A 16,258-nucleotide genomic window follows, 5' to 3' on the forward strand; every position below is an offset into this window, starting at 1 on the left:
AGAACCGTGTCCTTGCCACCTCTGGTCGAGCCGGCCGCCGAGCTGAGCGTCGATGAAGTGCGCCGTTACTCGCGACACCTGATCATCCCCGACGTGGGGATGGCGGGTCAGAAGCGGCTGAAGAACGCCAAGGTGTTGTGCGTGGGCGCCGGAGGGCTCGGCTCGCCCGCGCTGATGTACCTGGCCGCCGCGGGTGTCGGCACGCTGGGCATCATCGACTTCGACGTCGTCGACGAGTCCAACCTGCAGCGCCAGATCATCCACGGCCAGTCCGACGTGGGCCGGCTGAAGGCCGAGAGCGCCGCCGCCACGGTCCGCGAGATCAACCCGCTGATCGAGGTGATCGTCCACAACACGTCTCTGACGACCGAGAACGTGATGGACATCTTCTCGGGGTACGACCTGATCGTCGACGGCACCGACAACTTCGCCACCCGCTACATGGTCAACGACGCGGCGGTGCTGCTCGGCAAGCCGTACGTGTGGGGCTCGATCTACCGGTTCGACGGCCAGGCCAGCGTGTTCTGGGCCGAGCACGGGCCGTGCTACCGCTGCCTGTACCCCGAGCCGCCGCCGCCCGGCATGGTGCCCAGCTGCGCCGAGGGCGGGGTGCTGGGCGTGCTGTGCGCGTCGATCGGGTCCATCCAGGTCAACGAGGCGATCAAGCTCATCACCGGCATCGGCGACCCGCTCGTCGGCCGCCTGATGATCTACGACGCCCTGGAGATGAAGTACCGCGACGTCAAGGTCCGCAAGGACCCCGAGTGCGCGCTGTGCGGGAAGAACCCGACGATCACCGAGCTGCTGGAGGACTACGAGGCCTTCTGCGGCACGATCTCCGACGAGGCCGCGCAGGCCGCGTCGGGTTCGACCATCACCGCCACCGAGCTCAAGGCCATGCAGGACCGCGGGGACAACATCTTCCTCATCGACGTCCGCGAGCCGAACGAGTACGAGATCGTCTCCATCCCCGGCGCCACGCTGATCCCCAAGGGCGAGTTCATCAACGGCTCGGCCCTGGAGAGGCTGCCGCAGGACAAGCGCATCGTGCTGCACTGCAAGTCGGGCGCGCGCAGCGCCGAGGTGCTGGCGATCGTCAAGAACGCCGGCTTCTCCGACGCCGTCCACGTCGGCGGCGGCGTGCTGAGCTGGGTCAAGGCGGTCGACCCCAGCCTGCCGACCTACTGACCTCCTGCTGACCCCCGAAAGGGACGAACGGGTGCCTGTGCCTGTTCGTCCCTATTAGGGTCGGTTTTGTGAGCAGCTTCGACCATCGCGCGAGCGGCGTGGGCGTCCACGTGCGAGCGCGGACCTGGCCGTCGCTGATGGTGGCCGCCGCGCTGAGCGTGCTCTGCGCCGTCGCGGCCGTGCTGGGCGTGCGCACCGTCGTCGCCGAGCTCACCCGGGGCCCCACCGAGGCCGAGCTGGCGGCGGCCGCCCAGGAGGAGGTGGCCGAGCGCTGGCGCACCTGGCCGGCCGGGCGCGTGTTCCCGGAGTCCCTCGCCTACTCGGCCGAGCAGGGCGGCGAGGAGCGGGCCCGCCGGGTCGGCATCTCGCCGCTGACCGGTTGCGCCCCGGCCGTGGACGAGGAGGTACGGCAGGCGCTGCGCGAGGCGGGCTGCCGCGCCGTGCTGCGCGCCACCTACCTCGACGCGCTCGGCGGCGTGGTCGTCAGCGTCGGCGTGGTCGTGCTGCCCGACGAGCCGCGCGCCCAGCGGGTCGCCCTGGCCTTCCCCCAGGGCGGGTCGGCGGTGCCCGGCCTGCGCGCCGTGCCGTTCAAGGGGACGGTCGCCGAGCGGTTCACCGACGCGGGACGCCAGGCCGGTTCGGTACGGCAGGCCGGGCCGTACGTCGTGCTCACCACGGCGGGGCAGAGCGACGGGCGGCCGGCGCGGGCCGTGCGGGAGCAGCGGCCCGCGATCTTCGCCTTCGCCCCCGACCTGGGCGAGCAGGTTCTGGAGCGACTGAGCGAGCCGCGCGTGCCCGACTGCGCGGAGGAGGGGTGGCGGTGCTGAACGCCGGCCGGGCCCGGCGGCTCGGCGGGGCGGTCGCGGTGCTGCTGCCCGTCCTGCTGGCCGCCGCCCCCGCGCGGGCCGACGACGTGCGCGGCGCCCAGGGCGAGGTGATCCGGACGATGGAGCTGCCGAAGGCCTGGACCACCACGCGCGGCAAGGGCGTGACCGTCGCCGTGCTCGACTCCGGGGTGGACCCCGGCCACCGCGACCTGGCGGGCTCGGTCATCGTGGGCAAGGACTTCACCGAGGGCGCCAACCCGCCCGGCGTGCCGCCCCGCAGGCTCCACGGGACCTACATGGCCTCGCTGATCGCCGGGCACGGCCACGGCCCCGGCGGCTCCCGGGGCGTGATCGGCGTCGCGCCCGAGGCCAGGGTGCTGTCGGTCCGGGTGATCCTGGAGGACGAGGAGCCGGGGTTCCATAAGTTCAACACGGCCGAGCGGTACGAGAACGTGGTGGCCAACGGCATCCGCTACGCGGTCGACCACGGCGCCGACGTGATCAACATGTCGATCTCCAAGGAGCTGGCGACCAAGGAGGAGCGGGCCGCGATCCGCTACGCCATCTCCAAGGGCGTGGTGCTGGTGGCCGCGGCGGGCAACGAGGGGGCGCGCAAGGCCGGCGTCAACGGGTTCGCGCCCTACTCCTACCCGGCCGCCTTCCCCGGCGTGGTCGCCGTCGGGGCGATCGACCGCAGGCTGCGCCGGGCGTCGTTCTCCAACGTCAACCCCTCGGTCCTGGTGGCCGCGCCGGGCGTGGACATCCTGGGCGCCGGGCCGGGCGACGAGTACTGGGTCGGCCGCGGCACCTCGCAGGCCACGGCGCTGGTGTCGGGGGTGGCCGCGCTGATCAAGTCCAGGTACCCGCGCATGTCGCCCCCGCTGGTCGCCCAAGCGCTGACCAGGGGCGTGATCAGGCAGCCCAAGGGCGGCTACGACACCGGCACGGGCTTCGGCGTCGTGAGCGCCGCCCGCTCCCTGGCCGAGGCCGCCAAGCTCTCCCGGCACACGCTGGTCGCCAGGTCGGCGCACGACCCCGGCAAGCCGCTCGGCCCGGGCGCGGCCGAGCCGGTCCAGGTGATCCGGCGCGACCAGCGGCGCATCACGCTCTACGGGACCGTCGCGGTGGCGGGCGTGCTGGGCGCGCTGCTGGGCGTGGCCGCCATCGCCGTCCTGGCCAGGAGGTGCGGCGGATGGGCGGTCGCGGGCACGCATGATCCGCGTCCATAGGGGGACGAAATAGGCGTAAGCATCCGCGGAGTGTGCGAGTGAGCGACGAGGCCAGGGCACGGAGGAAGCCGGCGCCCCCATTGCCACGCGCCGAGCAGGGCGCCAAGCCCTTCGCCGGCGCGCGTCCCGTCAAGGGGGTCGCCCGCCGTTCGCGCGTCCGCTCCTGGCCCGCCGCCTCCACCAGGGCACGCGCCCAGGCCGCGCGGCAGCGGGCCGAGACGGCCGCGCTCCAGCAGGGGATCCGCTACCGGTCCCTCTTCCTCGGCCTGCTCGGCGGCATCGTCGCCGTCTCCGCCCTCGTCGTGCTGCTGGGGACCGTGGGGCTGGTCGCCGAGACCCGATCCCGTCCCCTCACCCCGACCGAGCAGATGCGCTACCAGCAGGAGGAGATCGCCCGCCGCTGGCAGGCCTGGTCCGCCACCGACGTGTTCCCCGCGGAGGTCAAGTACCTCGGGCTCGGCCGGGCCACCCAGTACGCCCGCCGCGTCGGCATCGCGCCCGAGGTCCGCTGCGGCCAGGCGGTGGACGGCGCGGTGGCCGACGTGCTGACCCGCCACGGCTGCGTGACCATGCTCAGGGCCACCTACGTCGACCAGACCTCCAGCTTCGTCTTCACCGTGGGCGTGGCCGTGCTCAAGGACGAGGAGGCCAGGGTCTCGGCCACCGAGGAGCTGACCGGCGACGACCGCGTGGGCGTGCTGCCGGTGGCCTTCCCCGGCACGGTGACCGAACGCTTCGGCGTCGACCAGCGCCAGCGCAACGGCTGGGTGGGCGCCGGGCCGTACATCGTCTTCTCCACCGGAGGCTACGCCGACGGCCGCACCCGGGCCGCGGTGCCGCCCGAGGAGATCCTGCACAGCGAGCTGTGGCCCGCGGCCCGCTCCATCGGCAACCAGATCGCCTACTTCCTCGCGGACCCGCCCAAGGTCCCGCCCTGCACCCAGGGGAACGTGTGCTGACCGCCCTGCGCGCCGTCGTGGCCTCCGGCGTCCTGCTCCTGTCGGGTCCCCTGACCGGCTCGCAGACCGGTACGGCGCCGCCCCCGGTGCGCGAGCAGCAGCAGTGGGTGCTCAACGCGCTCAACGTGGAGCAGGCGTGGTCGGTCACGAAGGGCGAGGGCGTGACCGTGGCGGTGATCGACAGCGGCGTCGACCCGCGCCTGAAGGAGCTGCGCGGCCGGGTCACGGTCGGCCCCAACCTGTCCTCCCCTGAGAGCCGGGAGGAGAGCACGCCAGGCCGGCACGGGACCGCGATGGCGTCGCTGATCGCCGGATCGGGAGCCGACGGCGGGCTCGTCGGCGTCGCGCCCAAGGCGCGCATCCTGTCCCTGCCGCTGGTCCCCGAGGAGCCCGACGGCGGGGCGGGCCTGATCCCGCCCGGCGAGGACTTCCTGGGCTCCTCGCGCAGCGCCCTGGCCCGGGCCATCCGCTACGCCGCCGACCAGGGCGCCGACGTGATCAGCATGTCGGTCGGCAACCACCGGACCGACCGGTCCGAGCGCGAGGCGGTCTCCTACGCGCTGGGCCGCGGCGCGGTGCTCGTGGCCGCGGTCGGCAACGACGGCCAGAGCCTCTACACCCAGATGAACGGCACGTCCTACTGGACCTTCCCGGCCGGCTACCCCGGCGTGATCGGCGTCGGGGCCGTGGACAAGAACGGCAAGGCCGCCGCCTTCAGCAGCGACAACATGTCGGTGCTGGTGGCCGCGCCCGGCGTGGGCGTGCCCGTGGCCGACCGGAACGGGCACTACCCGCTCACCGAGGGCACCAGCGCCGCCGCGGCGCTCGTCGCCGGGGTGACGGCGCTGATCAAGGCCAGGTATCCGGACATGCGCCCCGAGCAGGTCGCCCAGGCGCTCACCGCCAGCACGCACGGCCGGCCGTTCGCGGGATACGACGACAAGGTCGGTTTCGGGGTGGTGGACGCGGCCGCCGCCCTCGGCGCGGCCGAACGGCTCAGCGGCCAGCGGCGCAGCGTGGCCGTACCGGACGAGACCCACTTCGGCGCGGGCGAGGACTCCCCGCTGCCCTCCCGCCCCGGCCCCGACCCGGTGCGGCTGTGGATCTTCGGGGGCGGGGCGCTGCTGGGCCTGGTGGCCTTCGGCTGGGCGGTGGCGGTGCTCAACCAGCGTCGCTAGAGTTCCGCCAGTGGATCACTTCGCCGAACGTGTGCTCGACGTCGTGGAGCGCATCCCGCCCGGCATGGTCATGGCCTACGGCGACATCGCCGAGTACCTGGGCGAGGGCGGCCCGCGGCAGGTCGGGCGCGTGATGTCGACGTGGGGTGGCGGCGTGCCGTGGTGGCGCGTCGTGCACGCCGACGGCACCCCCGTGCCCGGGCACGAGCGGGAGTGCCTGCGCCGCTGGCGCGAGGAGGGCACGCCCATGCGCGGGGAGCGGGTGGACATGCGCCGCGCCCGCTGGGACGGGGGCGTCGCCACGTCCTCAGCGGAAATTCAGGAATGATGCTGAGCTGGGCTGACGTGTCCGAATCGGCGAGGAGCTCGGCAAGCGGCCATTACCATGGCCAGAACAAGCGACAAGCGGGTTGGGAAAGGGGTCTCCCCGATGGCCACCGGCGTCACAGCCCCGAGCCAGGGCGGCGATGCGGTCGCCGAGCGCCTGCGGGTTGTCCAAGAGCTCTGCGATCGAGGTGAGCCTCTGCCCGCGGTCATGCGGGCCGTGGGCCGGGGCGGGCTCGACGCCTTCGACGCCGGGGCACTCAGCGGGCCGCTGGGCGCGCGCATGGACCACGCGATCAAGAAAGGCGCGGCGCGCCGGCGCGAGCTCGTCGAGCTGCTGCGCCCCTACCTCGCGCAGGTCTCGCCCCGCGTCAAACGCGAGCTGCCGGTGGCGCGGCGGCTGCTGGTGCACCTGATCGAGACCCGCGGCGACGAGGAGCTGGTCGAGGGCGAGACGCTGGTCAAGGTCGTCACCGCGGCGGCCGAGCCGTCCAAGCGCATCCGCAAGGGCCTGCGCTGGTACGCCGACCTGCCCTTCCGCGACGAGCTGCCCGCCCCGCTGTTCCGGCTGCGCAAGGCCGACCTGGTCCCGGTCACCCACATCGAGGACATCCACTGGAAGGACGGCAGGCTGCACGTCCACGGGCACGCCTACCTGGCCGGCCTGTCGGTCCGCAGCCGCCGCTTCAACTGGGCGACCGTGGTGCTGCGCGGTCCCCGCTGGCTGCCCCCGGTACGGCTGCGCACCAGGCGCGTCTACGCCCCGGAGGCCACGCACGGCGCCCGCGAGCCGGGCTGCAACTACGACTGGTCCGGCTTCACGGCCGAGCTGAGCCCCTGGTCGCTGCGCTGGCGGGCCTCGGCCCGCGCGGTCGTCAGCGGCGTGCGGCGGCTCCTGCGCCGCCGCATGGCCGTGCCCGAGACGACCACGTGGCGCGCCGAGATCGTCTTCTGGAGCCGCGGCGCCCGCGCCATCGGCCTGCTGCGCGGCGCCGCCCTGGGCCGCACCGAGCGGCCCGCCGGGCTGGAGATCCGGCCCGGCTGGTGGGTGCGGCCGGTGTGGACCTCCGACCGGGCGCTCCAGGTGGTGCTGCAGCCCAACCGGGCCGAACTGGTCGGCGTCGACGTCGACACCGAGCGCCTGGAGCTGCGGGTCATGCTGCCGGGCCGCAGCGTGGCCAAGGGGCACGCCCGCCTCGGCGGCCACCGCATCGCCGCCGACTTCACCCCCGTGCCCGAGGGCACGCTGGTGGTGGTCCAGCTGGCCGTGCCGTCGCTCGTCAACGAGAAGGACGGCCGCCGGCTGTGGGTGGAGCCCAAGGGCGATCCGGCGGCCTCGGTCATGCTCTCCTCGGCGGGGGAGACCAGGGCCGTGGTCGGCGACCGCGAGATCACCGTGCTCGGCGACCGCCGCGACCGCGTGGTCGTCTCCGCGCACCGTATCCGCCCGGTGATCCACTCGGTCGTGTGGGAGGACGCCACGCTGATCCTTCGGGGGAAATATCCCGATAAAGCGGGCGCCACGCACCTGTCGCTGCGGCACCGCTCCGGCCTCATGTACACCCTGCCGATGGCGCGCACGGGCGACGACTTCGAGGTACGGCTCACGCCGTCCGCCATGGACCGCTTCGGCGAGGCCGTACCGCTGGCGTCAGGCACCTGGACCATGTCGGTCCGCCACCCCTCGGGCGAGATCGTGCCGGTGCGCATGGAGCACACCGCCCTGCCCGGCCTCGACGAGGACCCCCGCACCGTGGGCGGCCGCTCCTACCGCCTGGTCTCCACCCGCTTCGACGTGCCGGTCGTCATGGTGGAGGAGGTACGGCCCGCCGACGAGAAGGGCGTGGCGGGCAACCACCAGCTGCGCCGCGTCTTCTACCCGGCGCAGCGCACCCAGCCGCTGCGCGAGGCCACGGTCTACGTCGTCAACGACGGCCGCCTCTACGCCGACAGCGTGCGCGCCGTCTTCGAGGAACGGCTGCGCCGCGGCGACGACGGCGAGCACATCTGGATCGTCAAGGACGGCGCCTTCGAGGTCGCCGGGGCGACCCTGATCCGGGCGGGCAGCCGCGAGCACTACGAGGCCCTGGCGCGCTCGCGCCACATCGTCACCAACTCCTTCCTGCCCACCTGGTTCCGTGCCCGCGACGACCAGGTCGTCGTGCAGACCTGGCACGGCACCCCGGCCAAGCACATCGGCAACGACCAGCCCCACATGCGGCGCGACCCGCGCCCGCCCGTGTGGTACCGCCAGGCCGCCGAGGTGCGCGGCTGGGACCTGCTGCTGTCGCAGTCGCCCTGGGCCACCAAGGTCCTGCGCCGGGCCTTCAACTACCAGGGCGAGATCCTGGAGAGCGGGCTGCCCCGCAACGACGTGCTGTCCTCGCCCGACCGCGCCGAGCGCGCCGCCGAGATCCGCCGCCGCCTGGGCCTGCGGGAGGACCGTCCGGTCGTGCTCTACGCCCCCACCTGGCGCGACTATGACCGCAAGAACGCCTCGGTCAAGCTGCCGGCGGCGGACTTCTTCCAGCTGCTGGTGCGCTTCCACCCCATGCAGGCGATGCCCAACGTGCCCGCCGGCGCGATCGACGTGACGACCTATCCCGACACCGCCGACCTGCTGCTGGTGGCCGACGTCCTGGTGACCGACTACTCCTCGTCGATGTTCGACTTCGTGGCCACGGGCAAGCCGGTGCTGGTCTTCGCCTACGACCTGGACAAGTACGCGGCCAAGCGCGGGCTGTACCTGGACCTGCGGGAGCAGGCGCCGGGGCCGGTGCTCTCGACGGGCGCGGAGGTGGTGGCCGCGTTGCGCGACATCGAGGCGGTGGCCGCCTCGCACGCCGACCGGTACGAGGCCTTCCGCGCGACCTTCGCGCCCCGCGACGACGGCAAGGCCACGGCCCGCGTGGTCGACCACATCTGGGGCTGATCTCGGGGCGGGCCGGCGCCGCCCGCCTGCCCTTTTGGCGAATCCCGCGACCAGAACGGTCAACTCGGCACGATCTACGCCTGTGGTCTGGTGGAATGGAGGGTTGTGAGTGGTCAGACCTGGCGGTTGGTGCGACGTGGGGGCGCGGGACGATCGGCGCCCCCTGAGCTGGACGAGCACCAGCGTGCCGTGGTCGGCCACGAGGGCGGCCCGCTGCTGGTCCTCGCCGGTCCCGGCACCGGCAAGACGACGACGATCGTCGAGGCCGTCGTCGACCGCGTGGAGCGCCGGGGCCAGGACCCCGAGCGGATCCTCATCCTGACCTTCAGCCGCAAGGCCGCCAGCGAGCTGCGCGACCGCATCACCGCGCGCCTGCGCCGCACCACCCGCTCGCCGCTCGCCATGACCTTCCACAGCTACGCCTACGCCCTGGTCCGCCGCGAGGCCGTCCTGTCCGGCGCCCCGCAGCCGCGCCTGCTGACCGGGCCCGAGCAGCTGCTGGAGATCCGGCGCCTGCTCCACGGCGAACTGGAGGACGGCGCCCGCGGCTGGCCGGAGCACCTCCACGAGGCGCTCAAGACCCGGGGGTTCGCCGAGGAGCTGAGGGACTTCCTGGCCCGCGCCGCCGAACGCGGCCTGGACGGCGAGCGCCTGGTCGAGCTGGGCCGCCAGTACGGCAGGGCCGACTGGATCGCCGCCGGCCGCTTCGCCCTGCGCTACGAGGCCCGCTTCGACCTGGACCCCGAGCCGGTCCTCGACTACGCCGAGCTGATCCGCGAGGCGGGCGGCCTGCTCGCCGACCCCGAGATCCGCCTGCGCGAGCGCGAGGCCTACGACGCCGTGTTCGTGGACGAGTACCAGGACACCGACCCGGCCCAGGAGTTCCTGCTCAGGCAGCTGGCCGGCGACGGGCGCGACCTCATCGCCGTGGGCGACCCCGACCAGTCGATCTACGGCTTCCGCGGCGCCGAGGTGCAGGGCATCCTGAGGTTCCCCGAGCGCTTCCGCGACCGTCACGGCCGCGAGGCGCCGGTCGTCGCCCTGCGCGTGTGCCGCAGGAGCGGCCCGGTCCTGCTGGAGGCCTCCCGCCGCGTGGCGGCCCGCCTGCCCGTCGCGCCCCTGCCGACCGAGGCCGGCGAGCCGCCGAGCCGTACCGGGGTGCGAGGACACAGGGACCTGCTGCCCCTGCCGGACGCCGAGCCGGGCGAGGTGAAGGTGCTGCTGGCCGACAGCGTCAACCAGGAGGCCGCCTTGGTGGCCGACACCCTGCGGCGCGCGCACCTCGTCGACGGCGTGCCGTGGCACCGGATGGCCGTGCTGGTGCGCTCGGCGACCCGGCAGGTGCCGCTCATGCGCAGGGCGCTGGTGGCTGCCGGCGTCCCGACCCTGGTCGCCGGCGACGAGGTGCCGCTCGCCCAGGAGCCCGGCGTGCGGCCGCTGCTCACCCTGATCCGCGTGGCGATCAACCCCGGCGCCCTGGACGAGGCCGTGGCGGAGGAGCTGCTCACCGGCCCCCTGGGCGGCACGGACATGCTGGGCGTGCGCCGCCTGCGCCGCGCCCTGAAGATCGCCGAGAACGAGGCGGTGGAGCTCGCCGGGGAGGACATCGAGCCCAGAACCTCCGGCGAGCTGCTGGTGGCCGCCCTCAAGGACGCCCGCGAGCTGACCCGCGTCGAGCCGCACGTCGCGCTGCCCGCCGAGCGCGTGGCCAGGCTGCTGGCCGCCGCCGGGGACGCGGTGGGGCGGGGCGGCACCGCCGAGGAGGTCCTGTGGGAGGTGTGGGACGCCAGCGGCCTGGCCGAGAAGTGGACCGAGCAGAGCCTCGCCGGAGGCGTCAGGGGCGCCCAGGCCGACCGCGACCTCGACGCGGTGGTCGCGCTGTTCGACTACGCGGCCAAGTTCGTGGACCGCATGCCCAAGGCCGGGCCCGGGGTGTTCGTCGACGACCTGGCGGCCCAGGAGATCCCGGCGGACACGCTGGCGGACCGGGCCCCCGAAGGCGACGCCGTCCACGTGATGACCGCGCACCGCGCCAAGGGCCTGGAGTGGGACGTGGTCGTCGTGGCGGGCGTGCAGGAGGGCGTCTGGCCCGACCTGCGGCTGCGCGGCTCCATGCTGGGCGTGGAGAGCATGATCCAGCTCGCCGAGGGCCTGCCGCTGGACTCCACGAAGGTGGTCGCCGCCCAGCTGGCCTCCAAGCTGCTGGCCGAGGAGCGCAGGCTCTTCTACGTCGCCGCGACGCGGGCGCGCAGGAAGCTGGTGGTGACCGCCGTGGGCGGCGACGACACCGAGGAGCAGCCGTCGCGGTTCCTGCAGGAGCTGCTGCCCGGCGGCGTGGACGCGGCGGGCGCGGACGACCGGTCGCGCTGGCTGACCATGTCGGCGCTCGTGGCCGAGCTGCGCGGCGCCGTCGCCGACCCCACCAGGCCGGCCAAGGTCCGCCAGGAGGCCGCCCGCCAGCTCGCCCGCCTGGCCGCCGCCGGCGTCCAGGGGGCGCACCCCAACGACTGGTACGCCCTCACCCCGATCAGCGACGACCGCCCCCTGGGCTGGCCCGGCGACACCGTCAGGATCTCCCCGTCGGCCGTGGAGAGCTTCACCAAGTGCGGCCTGCGCTGGCTGCTGGAGACGGCGGTCGGCGCGAGCGGCACCAGCAGCGCGCAGGGCCTCGGCTCGGTCATCCACGCCCTGGCCGTGCTGGCCGCCACCGACCTGCCCGCCGAGGACCTGCTCAGCCGCCGCCTGGATGACGTCTGGGGCGAGCTGGACTTCGGCGGCGTGTGGTTCAACAGGAAGCAGCGCCAGGTGGCCGAGCAGATGGTGGCCAGGTTCCTGCGCTGGCACAAGGAGAACCCGCGCGAGCTGGTCGCCCTGGAGGAGGCGTTCGCCGTGAAGGTGTCCGAGGGCGTGGAGATCCACGGCCGGGTGGACCGGGTCGAGCGCGACGCCGAGGGCCGGGCCGTGATCATCGACCTGAAGACCGGGTCGGGCAAGCCCAAGCCCGGCGACCTCGACCGCCACCCCCAGCTGGGCGTCTACCAGCTCGCCGTACTCCTGCAGGCCTTCGCCAAGCACGGGCTCACCGAGCCGGGCGGCGCGGCGCTCGTCCAGGTCGGCAAGGCGGCCGGCAAGGACGCGGTGGAGCAGCGGCAGCCGGCCCTGGCCGACGACCCCGACCCCGGCTGGGCCAAGGACCTGGTCGACACCGTGGCGCTGGGCATGTCGGGGCCGTTCTTCCAGGCCAAGGTCAACGACGGCTGCCGCACCTGCGCGGCCAGGAGCTCCTGCCCGGTCAGCGACAACGGAGGCCAGGTGTGCTGACCCCGGTCGAGCTGGCGGAGAAGCTGGGCATCCTGCCCCCGACCCCGGAGCAGGCGGCGGTCATCGAGGCGCCGCTGGAGCCGATGGTCGTCATGGCCGGCGCCGGGTCGGGCAAAAGCGAGACCATGGCCGGGCGGGTGGTCTGGCTGGTGGCCAACGGCCTGGTCCGCCCCGAGCACATCCTCGGTCTGACCTTCACCCGCAAGGCCGCCGCCGAGCTGGCGCATCGCGTCCGCGAACGCCTGGCCGGCCTGGCCCAGGCCGGGCTCGTCGACCCGGAGGTGCTCGACAACGAGCCCACGGTCTCCACCTACCACGCCTACGCCGCCCGCCTGGTCACCGACCACGCGCTGCGGGAGGCGCTGGAGCCGACGCTGCGGCTGATCACCCCGGCGATCTCCTGGCAGCTCGCCTCCCGCGTGGTGGCCATGTACGACGGGCCGATGGACAAGGTCGAGCTCAGCCCGGCCAGCGTCACCGCCGCCGTGCTGGAGCTCGCCGGGGAGCTGTCCGAGCACCTGCGCACCCCCGCCGACGTGCGGCGGGCCGGCGAGTGGCTCAAGGAGAGGTACGGCGAGCTGCGCGGCAGGACCAACGCGCAGCAGCGCCGCCCGCTGGCCGTGCAGGAGGCGCGCGAGCAGCTCCTTCCGCTGGTGGAGGCCTACCAGAAGATCAAGCGCGCCCGCGAGGTCATCGACTACGGCGACCAGATGGCCCTGGCCGCCCGGATCGCCGCCAACCACCGCGAGGTGGGCGAGATCGAGCGCGGCCGGTACGCGGTGGTGCTGCTGGACGAGTACCAGGACACCAGCCACGCCCAGCTGGTGCTGCTCAGGAGCCTGTTCGGCGAGGGCCACCCGGTGACGGCGGTGGGCGACCCGTGCCAGTCCATCTACGGCTGGCGCGGCGCTTCCTCGGGCAACCTGCGCCGCTTCTCCCAGGACTTCCGCACCCCCTCGGGCGACCCCGCACCCGTCCGCCGGCTCAGCGTGAGCTTCCGCAACGGTGACCGCATCCTCGACGTGGCGGCCAGGATCCAGCTGCCGCTGCGCATGGAGGCCCGCGAGGTGCCCGTCCTGGTGCCCGGCCCCAACCGCGTGGACCGGGGCCGGGTGACCTGCGCCTTCCACGAGACGGCCGAGGACGAGGCCCGCTGGATCGCCGAGGGTGTCGCCAGGCTGCTGAGGACCGAGACCGCACCCGACGGGCTGCCGTGGGGCGACGGCGAGCGCAGGAAGGCCAAGACGCTCGCCGTACAGCCGGGTGACGTGGCGATCCTGGCGCGCAGGCGGTCGCAGTTCCCGATGATCCGCAGGGCGCTGGAGGAACGCGGCATCCCGGTCGAGGTGGTGGGCCTGGGCGGGCTGCTGACCGTGCCGGAGGTGGCCGACGTCGTGGCGACCCTGCGGGTGCTCTACGACGCGACCGCCGGCGACGCGCTGGTCCGCCTGCTGGCCGGGCCCCGCTGGCGCATCGGCCCCGCCGACCTCAAGCAGCTGGGGGAGTGCGCCCGCGAGCTGAACCGCGAGTCACGCGAGGGCTCCCGCCAGGAGAGCGACCCGCTCCAGCAGGTCGTCGCCGACCTGGCCGAGGAGCGCGGCAGCCTGGTCGACGCGCTGGACGAGCTGCCCGACCGGCCGCAGTGGCACGAGCTGTTCTCGCCGCTGGCCCGCACCCGCCTGATCGCCTACGCCCACGAGCTGCGCGCCCTGCGGGCCCGCGCCGCCCAGCCGCTGCCCGACCTGATCACCGAGATCGAGCGGCGCATGGGGCTGGACATCGAGGTGGTCGCCAGGGGCGGCGCGTTCGCCGCCCGCGCGGACCTGGACGCCTTCCAGGACGCGGCCTCGCGCTTCGCGGGCGACTCCGAGGACCCCACGCTGGGCGCCTTCCTCGCCTACCTGCAGGCGGCCGAGAGCGAGGAGTTCGGGCTCGAGGGCGGCCGGGTGAGCGACGGCAACTCGGTCAAGCTCATGACCGTTCACGCCGCCAAGGGCCTGGAGTGGCCGGTGGTCGTGGTGCCCGGCCTGTCGCAGCTGACCAGCGCCAAGGGGATCACGACCGGCAGCGTCTTCCCCTCCACCCCGGCCGCCAACACGCGATGGACCGAGAACCCGCGCAAGCTGCCCTCCTTCCTGCGCGGCGACGCGAGCGACCTGCCCAGGCTCACCGGGCTGAGCAAGGAGGAGCTGGCCGCCTTCGAGGAGCAGTCGCGCGAGCGTGACCTGATGGAGGAGCGGCGGCTGGCCTACGTGGCGGTCACCCGCGCCCACTACCACCTCATCGCCTCCGGCTACCGCTGGGGCACCGCCACCAAGCCGCTGGAGCCCTCGCAGTTCCTGCTGGAGATCCGCGACACCGCCGACCGGGTCGCCCACTGGGCGCCCGAGCCGGAGGAGGGCGCGACCAACCCGCTGCTGGCCGAGCCGCCGGAGGCCACCTGGCCCGTCACGCCCGAGGGCCTGCGGTACGAGTCGGTGCTCGACGGCGCCCGCATGGTGGAGGAGGCGCTGGCCGGGCTCCTCGAACCGGCCGCCGACGAGCCCCTGCGCCCCTTCGAGGAGGAACGGCTCAGGGCCTGGCAGCGCGACGCCGAGCTGCTGCTGCGCGAGCGCGAGGCCCACGCCGACCGCGCCGGGCTGACGGTCGAGCTGCCCTCCAGGCTGACCGTCTCCTCCCTGGTGACCCTCGCCGCCGACCCGGCCGAGCTGGCCCGCCGCATCCGCCGCCCGGTGCCGCGCAAACCCGCCCCGCTGGCCCGCCGCGGCACCTCCTTCCACCAATGGCTGGAGTCCCGCTGGAGCCAGCAGCGCCTCATCGACGACTTCGAGCTCGGCCTCGAGGAGCCGGAGGAGATCGACGTACGGCTGGCCGAGCTGCAGGCCCGCTTCGAGGAGAGCGAGTGGGCCGGGCGGCGGCCGGTGGACCAGGAGGTGCCGTTCGAGACGGTGATCGGCGACCGGCTGGTGCGCGGCCGCATGGACGCGGTGTTCCTGGACGACGACGGCCGCTATGAGGTCGTGGACTGGAAGACCGGGCGGCCGCCCGCGGGCAGGGCCGCCCAGGCCGCCTCGGTCCAGCTGGCCGCCTACCGGCTGGCCTGGTCCCACCTGGCGGGCGTCCCGCTGGAGCGGGTCGGCGCGGCCTTCCACTACGTGCGGCTCAACCAGACCGTCAGGCCGGTGAACCTGCTGGACGAGGCCGGTCTGGTCGCGCTCATCGAGTCGGTTCCGGAGACTCAGCCCGGCAGGTAGTGGACGGCCGGCTTGGGGTGCATCAGGAAGTCGTGGTGGGAGATGTTCCAGGCGTAGGCGCCGGCCATCTCGAACACCACGATGTCGCCCGGCCGGAGCGAGGCGGGGACGTCGCGGGCGAAGACGTCCTTGGGCGTGCACAGCTGGCCGACGACCGTGACCGGCTCCTCCCGGCCCACCCGGGCGGGGAGGACCGTGAAGGGCTGGTCGTGGCCCTTGGTGACGGGCGTGCGGAGGTGGTGGGTGCCGCCCTGCACGATGGCGTAGGACCTGCCGTGCACCCGTTTGACGTCGATGACGCGGGTCGCGTAGTAGCCGCAGTACGCCGTGAGCGCCCGGCCCGGCTCGATCCGCACCACCTGCCCGGGCCGGCGCAGCTCGGCCAGGCCCTTGCCGTAGGACTCCCAGTCGAAGCGCGCCTGCGGGTCGGCGTAGGAGACCGCCATGCCGCCGCCGACGTTGACCTCCCCGGCGTGGTGCCTGAGCACCTCGGCGGCCAGCTGGAGCAGCTGGGGCGCCGCCAGCCCGCTGGCCAGGTGCGCGTGGACGCCGCGCAGCCGTACGCGCTCGCCGAACAGCGGCAGGCACTCGGCCACGGCCTCGGCGTCCATCCCGAACGGCCCGTCCATCCGCAGCGCCGCGCCCTCGACCCGCACCTCGAGGTTGAGCCGCAGCAGCACCTCGGCGGGCAGGCCCAGCCTTACCAGGCGGCGCAGCTCGCCGGGCGACTCCACGTGGACGCGGTGCGCCCGGGCGGCCAGCGCCAGCTCCTCGTCGGTCTTGCCGGGGCCGCCGAAGGCCACCCGCGCCTCCAGGAACAGCCCGGTGACGTGGGCGAACTCCCCGCCGGAGGACACCTCGAAGCCGTCCACGTGCCGGGCGAGCACCCGCAGCAGCTCGGCGTCGGGGTTGGCCTTGACCGCGTAGTACAGCTCGATCCCGTCCATCGCCCGCCGTACGGCTGCCGCGTGCTCGTCGAGCGCGGCCAGGTCGTAGAGGTAGGCGGGGAAGCTCGTGAGGCGCTGCACCGCATCACGCACATTCGC

The 16,258-nt window shown here is 74.0% G+C and carries 10 protein-coding genes; 9 read left to right on the forward strand and 1 reads right to left on the reverse strand.

The genetic code is table 11. From position 1 onward, the window contains the following. Nucleotides 1-6 precede the first annotated feature (6 nt). From moeZ to BSB02_RS05750, 9 genes are all read left to right on the forward strand, one after another. Nucleotides 7-1,188, forward strand: coding sequence for an adenylyltransferase/sulfurtransferase MoeZ (gene moeZ / locus BSB02_RS05710; RefSeq protein ID WP_084957506.1), 1,182 nt, complete (start codon nt 7-9; stop codon nt 1,186-1,188). 68 nt (nt 1,189-1,256) lie between these two features. Then, nucleotides 1,257-2,015 carry a hypothetical protein gene (locus BSB02_RS05715; RefSeq protein WP_240506201.1) on the forward strand — a complete coding sequence of 253 codons (759 nt, stop codon included), beginning with the start codon at nt 1,257-1,259 and terminating at the stop codon, nt 2,013-2,015. Next, the gene (locus tag BSB02_RS05720; RefSeq protein ID WP_240506202.1) at nt 2,003-3,244 is read left to right on the forward strand and encodes a S8 family serine peptidase; all 1,242 of its coding nucleotides are present in this window, start codon (nt 2,003-2,005) and stop codon (nt 3,242-3,244) included. Before BSB02_RS05715 ends, BSB02_RS05720 begins: the two co-directional genes overlap by 13 nt. 38 nt (nt 3,245-3,282) lie before the next feature. Continuing rightward, nucleotides 3,283-4,203, forward strand: coding sequence for a hypothetical protein (locus BSB02_RS05725; protein WP_240506203.1), 921 nt, complete (start codon nt 3,283-3,285; stop codon nt 4,201-4,203). Next, complete coding sequence (locus tag BSB02_RS05730; RefSeq protein ID WP_084957509.1) at nt 4,197-5,381, forward strand: S8 family serine peptidase; 1,185 nt, start codon at nt 4,197-4,199, stop codon at nt 5,379-5,381. Before BSB02_RS05725 ends, BSB02_RS05730 begins: the two co-directional genes overlap by 7 nt. A 10-nt stretch (nt 5,382-5,391) precedes the next feature. Next, on the forward strand, nt 5,392-5,709 hold the full coding sequence (locus BSB02_RS05735; protein ID WP_143590276.1) for an MGMT family protein: 318 nt from the start codon (nt 5,392-5,394) through the stop codon (nt 5,707-5,709). Nucleotides 5,710-5,916: 207 nt separating this feature from the next. Next, nucleotides 5,917-8,637: a CDP-glycerol glycerophosphotransferase family protein gene (locus tag BSB02_RS05740; protein ID WP_084957511.1), complete on the forward strand. Its 2,721-nt coding sequence runs from the start codon at nt 5,917-5,919 to the stop codon at nt 8,635-8,637. Between the two features lie 105 nt (nt 8,638-8,742). Beyond that, complete coding sequence (locus tag BSB02_RS05745) at nt 8,743-11,958, forward strand: ATP-dependent helicase (protein WP_084957513.1); 3,216 nt, start codon at nt 8,743-8,745, stop codon at nt 11,956-11,958. Then, entirely contained in the window at nt 11,952-15,212 is a 3,261-nt protein-coding gene (locus BSB02_RS05750) for an ATP-dependent helicase (RefSeq protein ID WP_084957515.1), read from the forward strand. The genes BSB02_RS05745 and BSB02_RS05750 overlap by 7 nt, the downstream gene beginning before the upstream one ends. Here BSB02_RS05750 and BSB02_RS05755 read toward each other — a convergent pair. Next, nucleotides 15,197-16,252, reverse strand: coding sequence for a type III PLP-dependent enzyme domain-containing protein (locus BSB02_RS05755; RefSeq protein WP_240506204.1), 1,056 nt, complete (start codon nt 16,250-16,252; stop codon nt 15,197-15,199). The two genes, BSB02_RS05750 and BSB02_RS05755, sit on opposite strands and share 16 nt — an antisense overlap. Nucleotides 16,253-16,258: the final 6 nt, after the last annotated feature.

The organism is Thermoactinospora rubra, from assembly GCF_002093975.1.
Taxonomy (GTDB): domain Bacteria; phylum Actinomycetota; class Actinomycetes; order Streptosporangiales; family Streptosporangiaceae; genus Nonomuraea; species Nonomuraea rubra_A.

What these genes read in the sequence shown, in the direction of transcription:
- BSB02_RS05740 (WP_084957511.1), top strand. Translation starts at nt 5,917, where the DNA reads ATGCGGGCCGTGGGCCGGGGCGGGCTCGACGCCTTCGACGCCGGGGCA.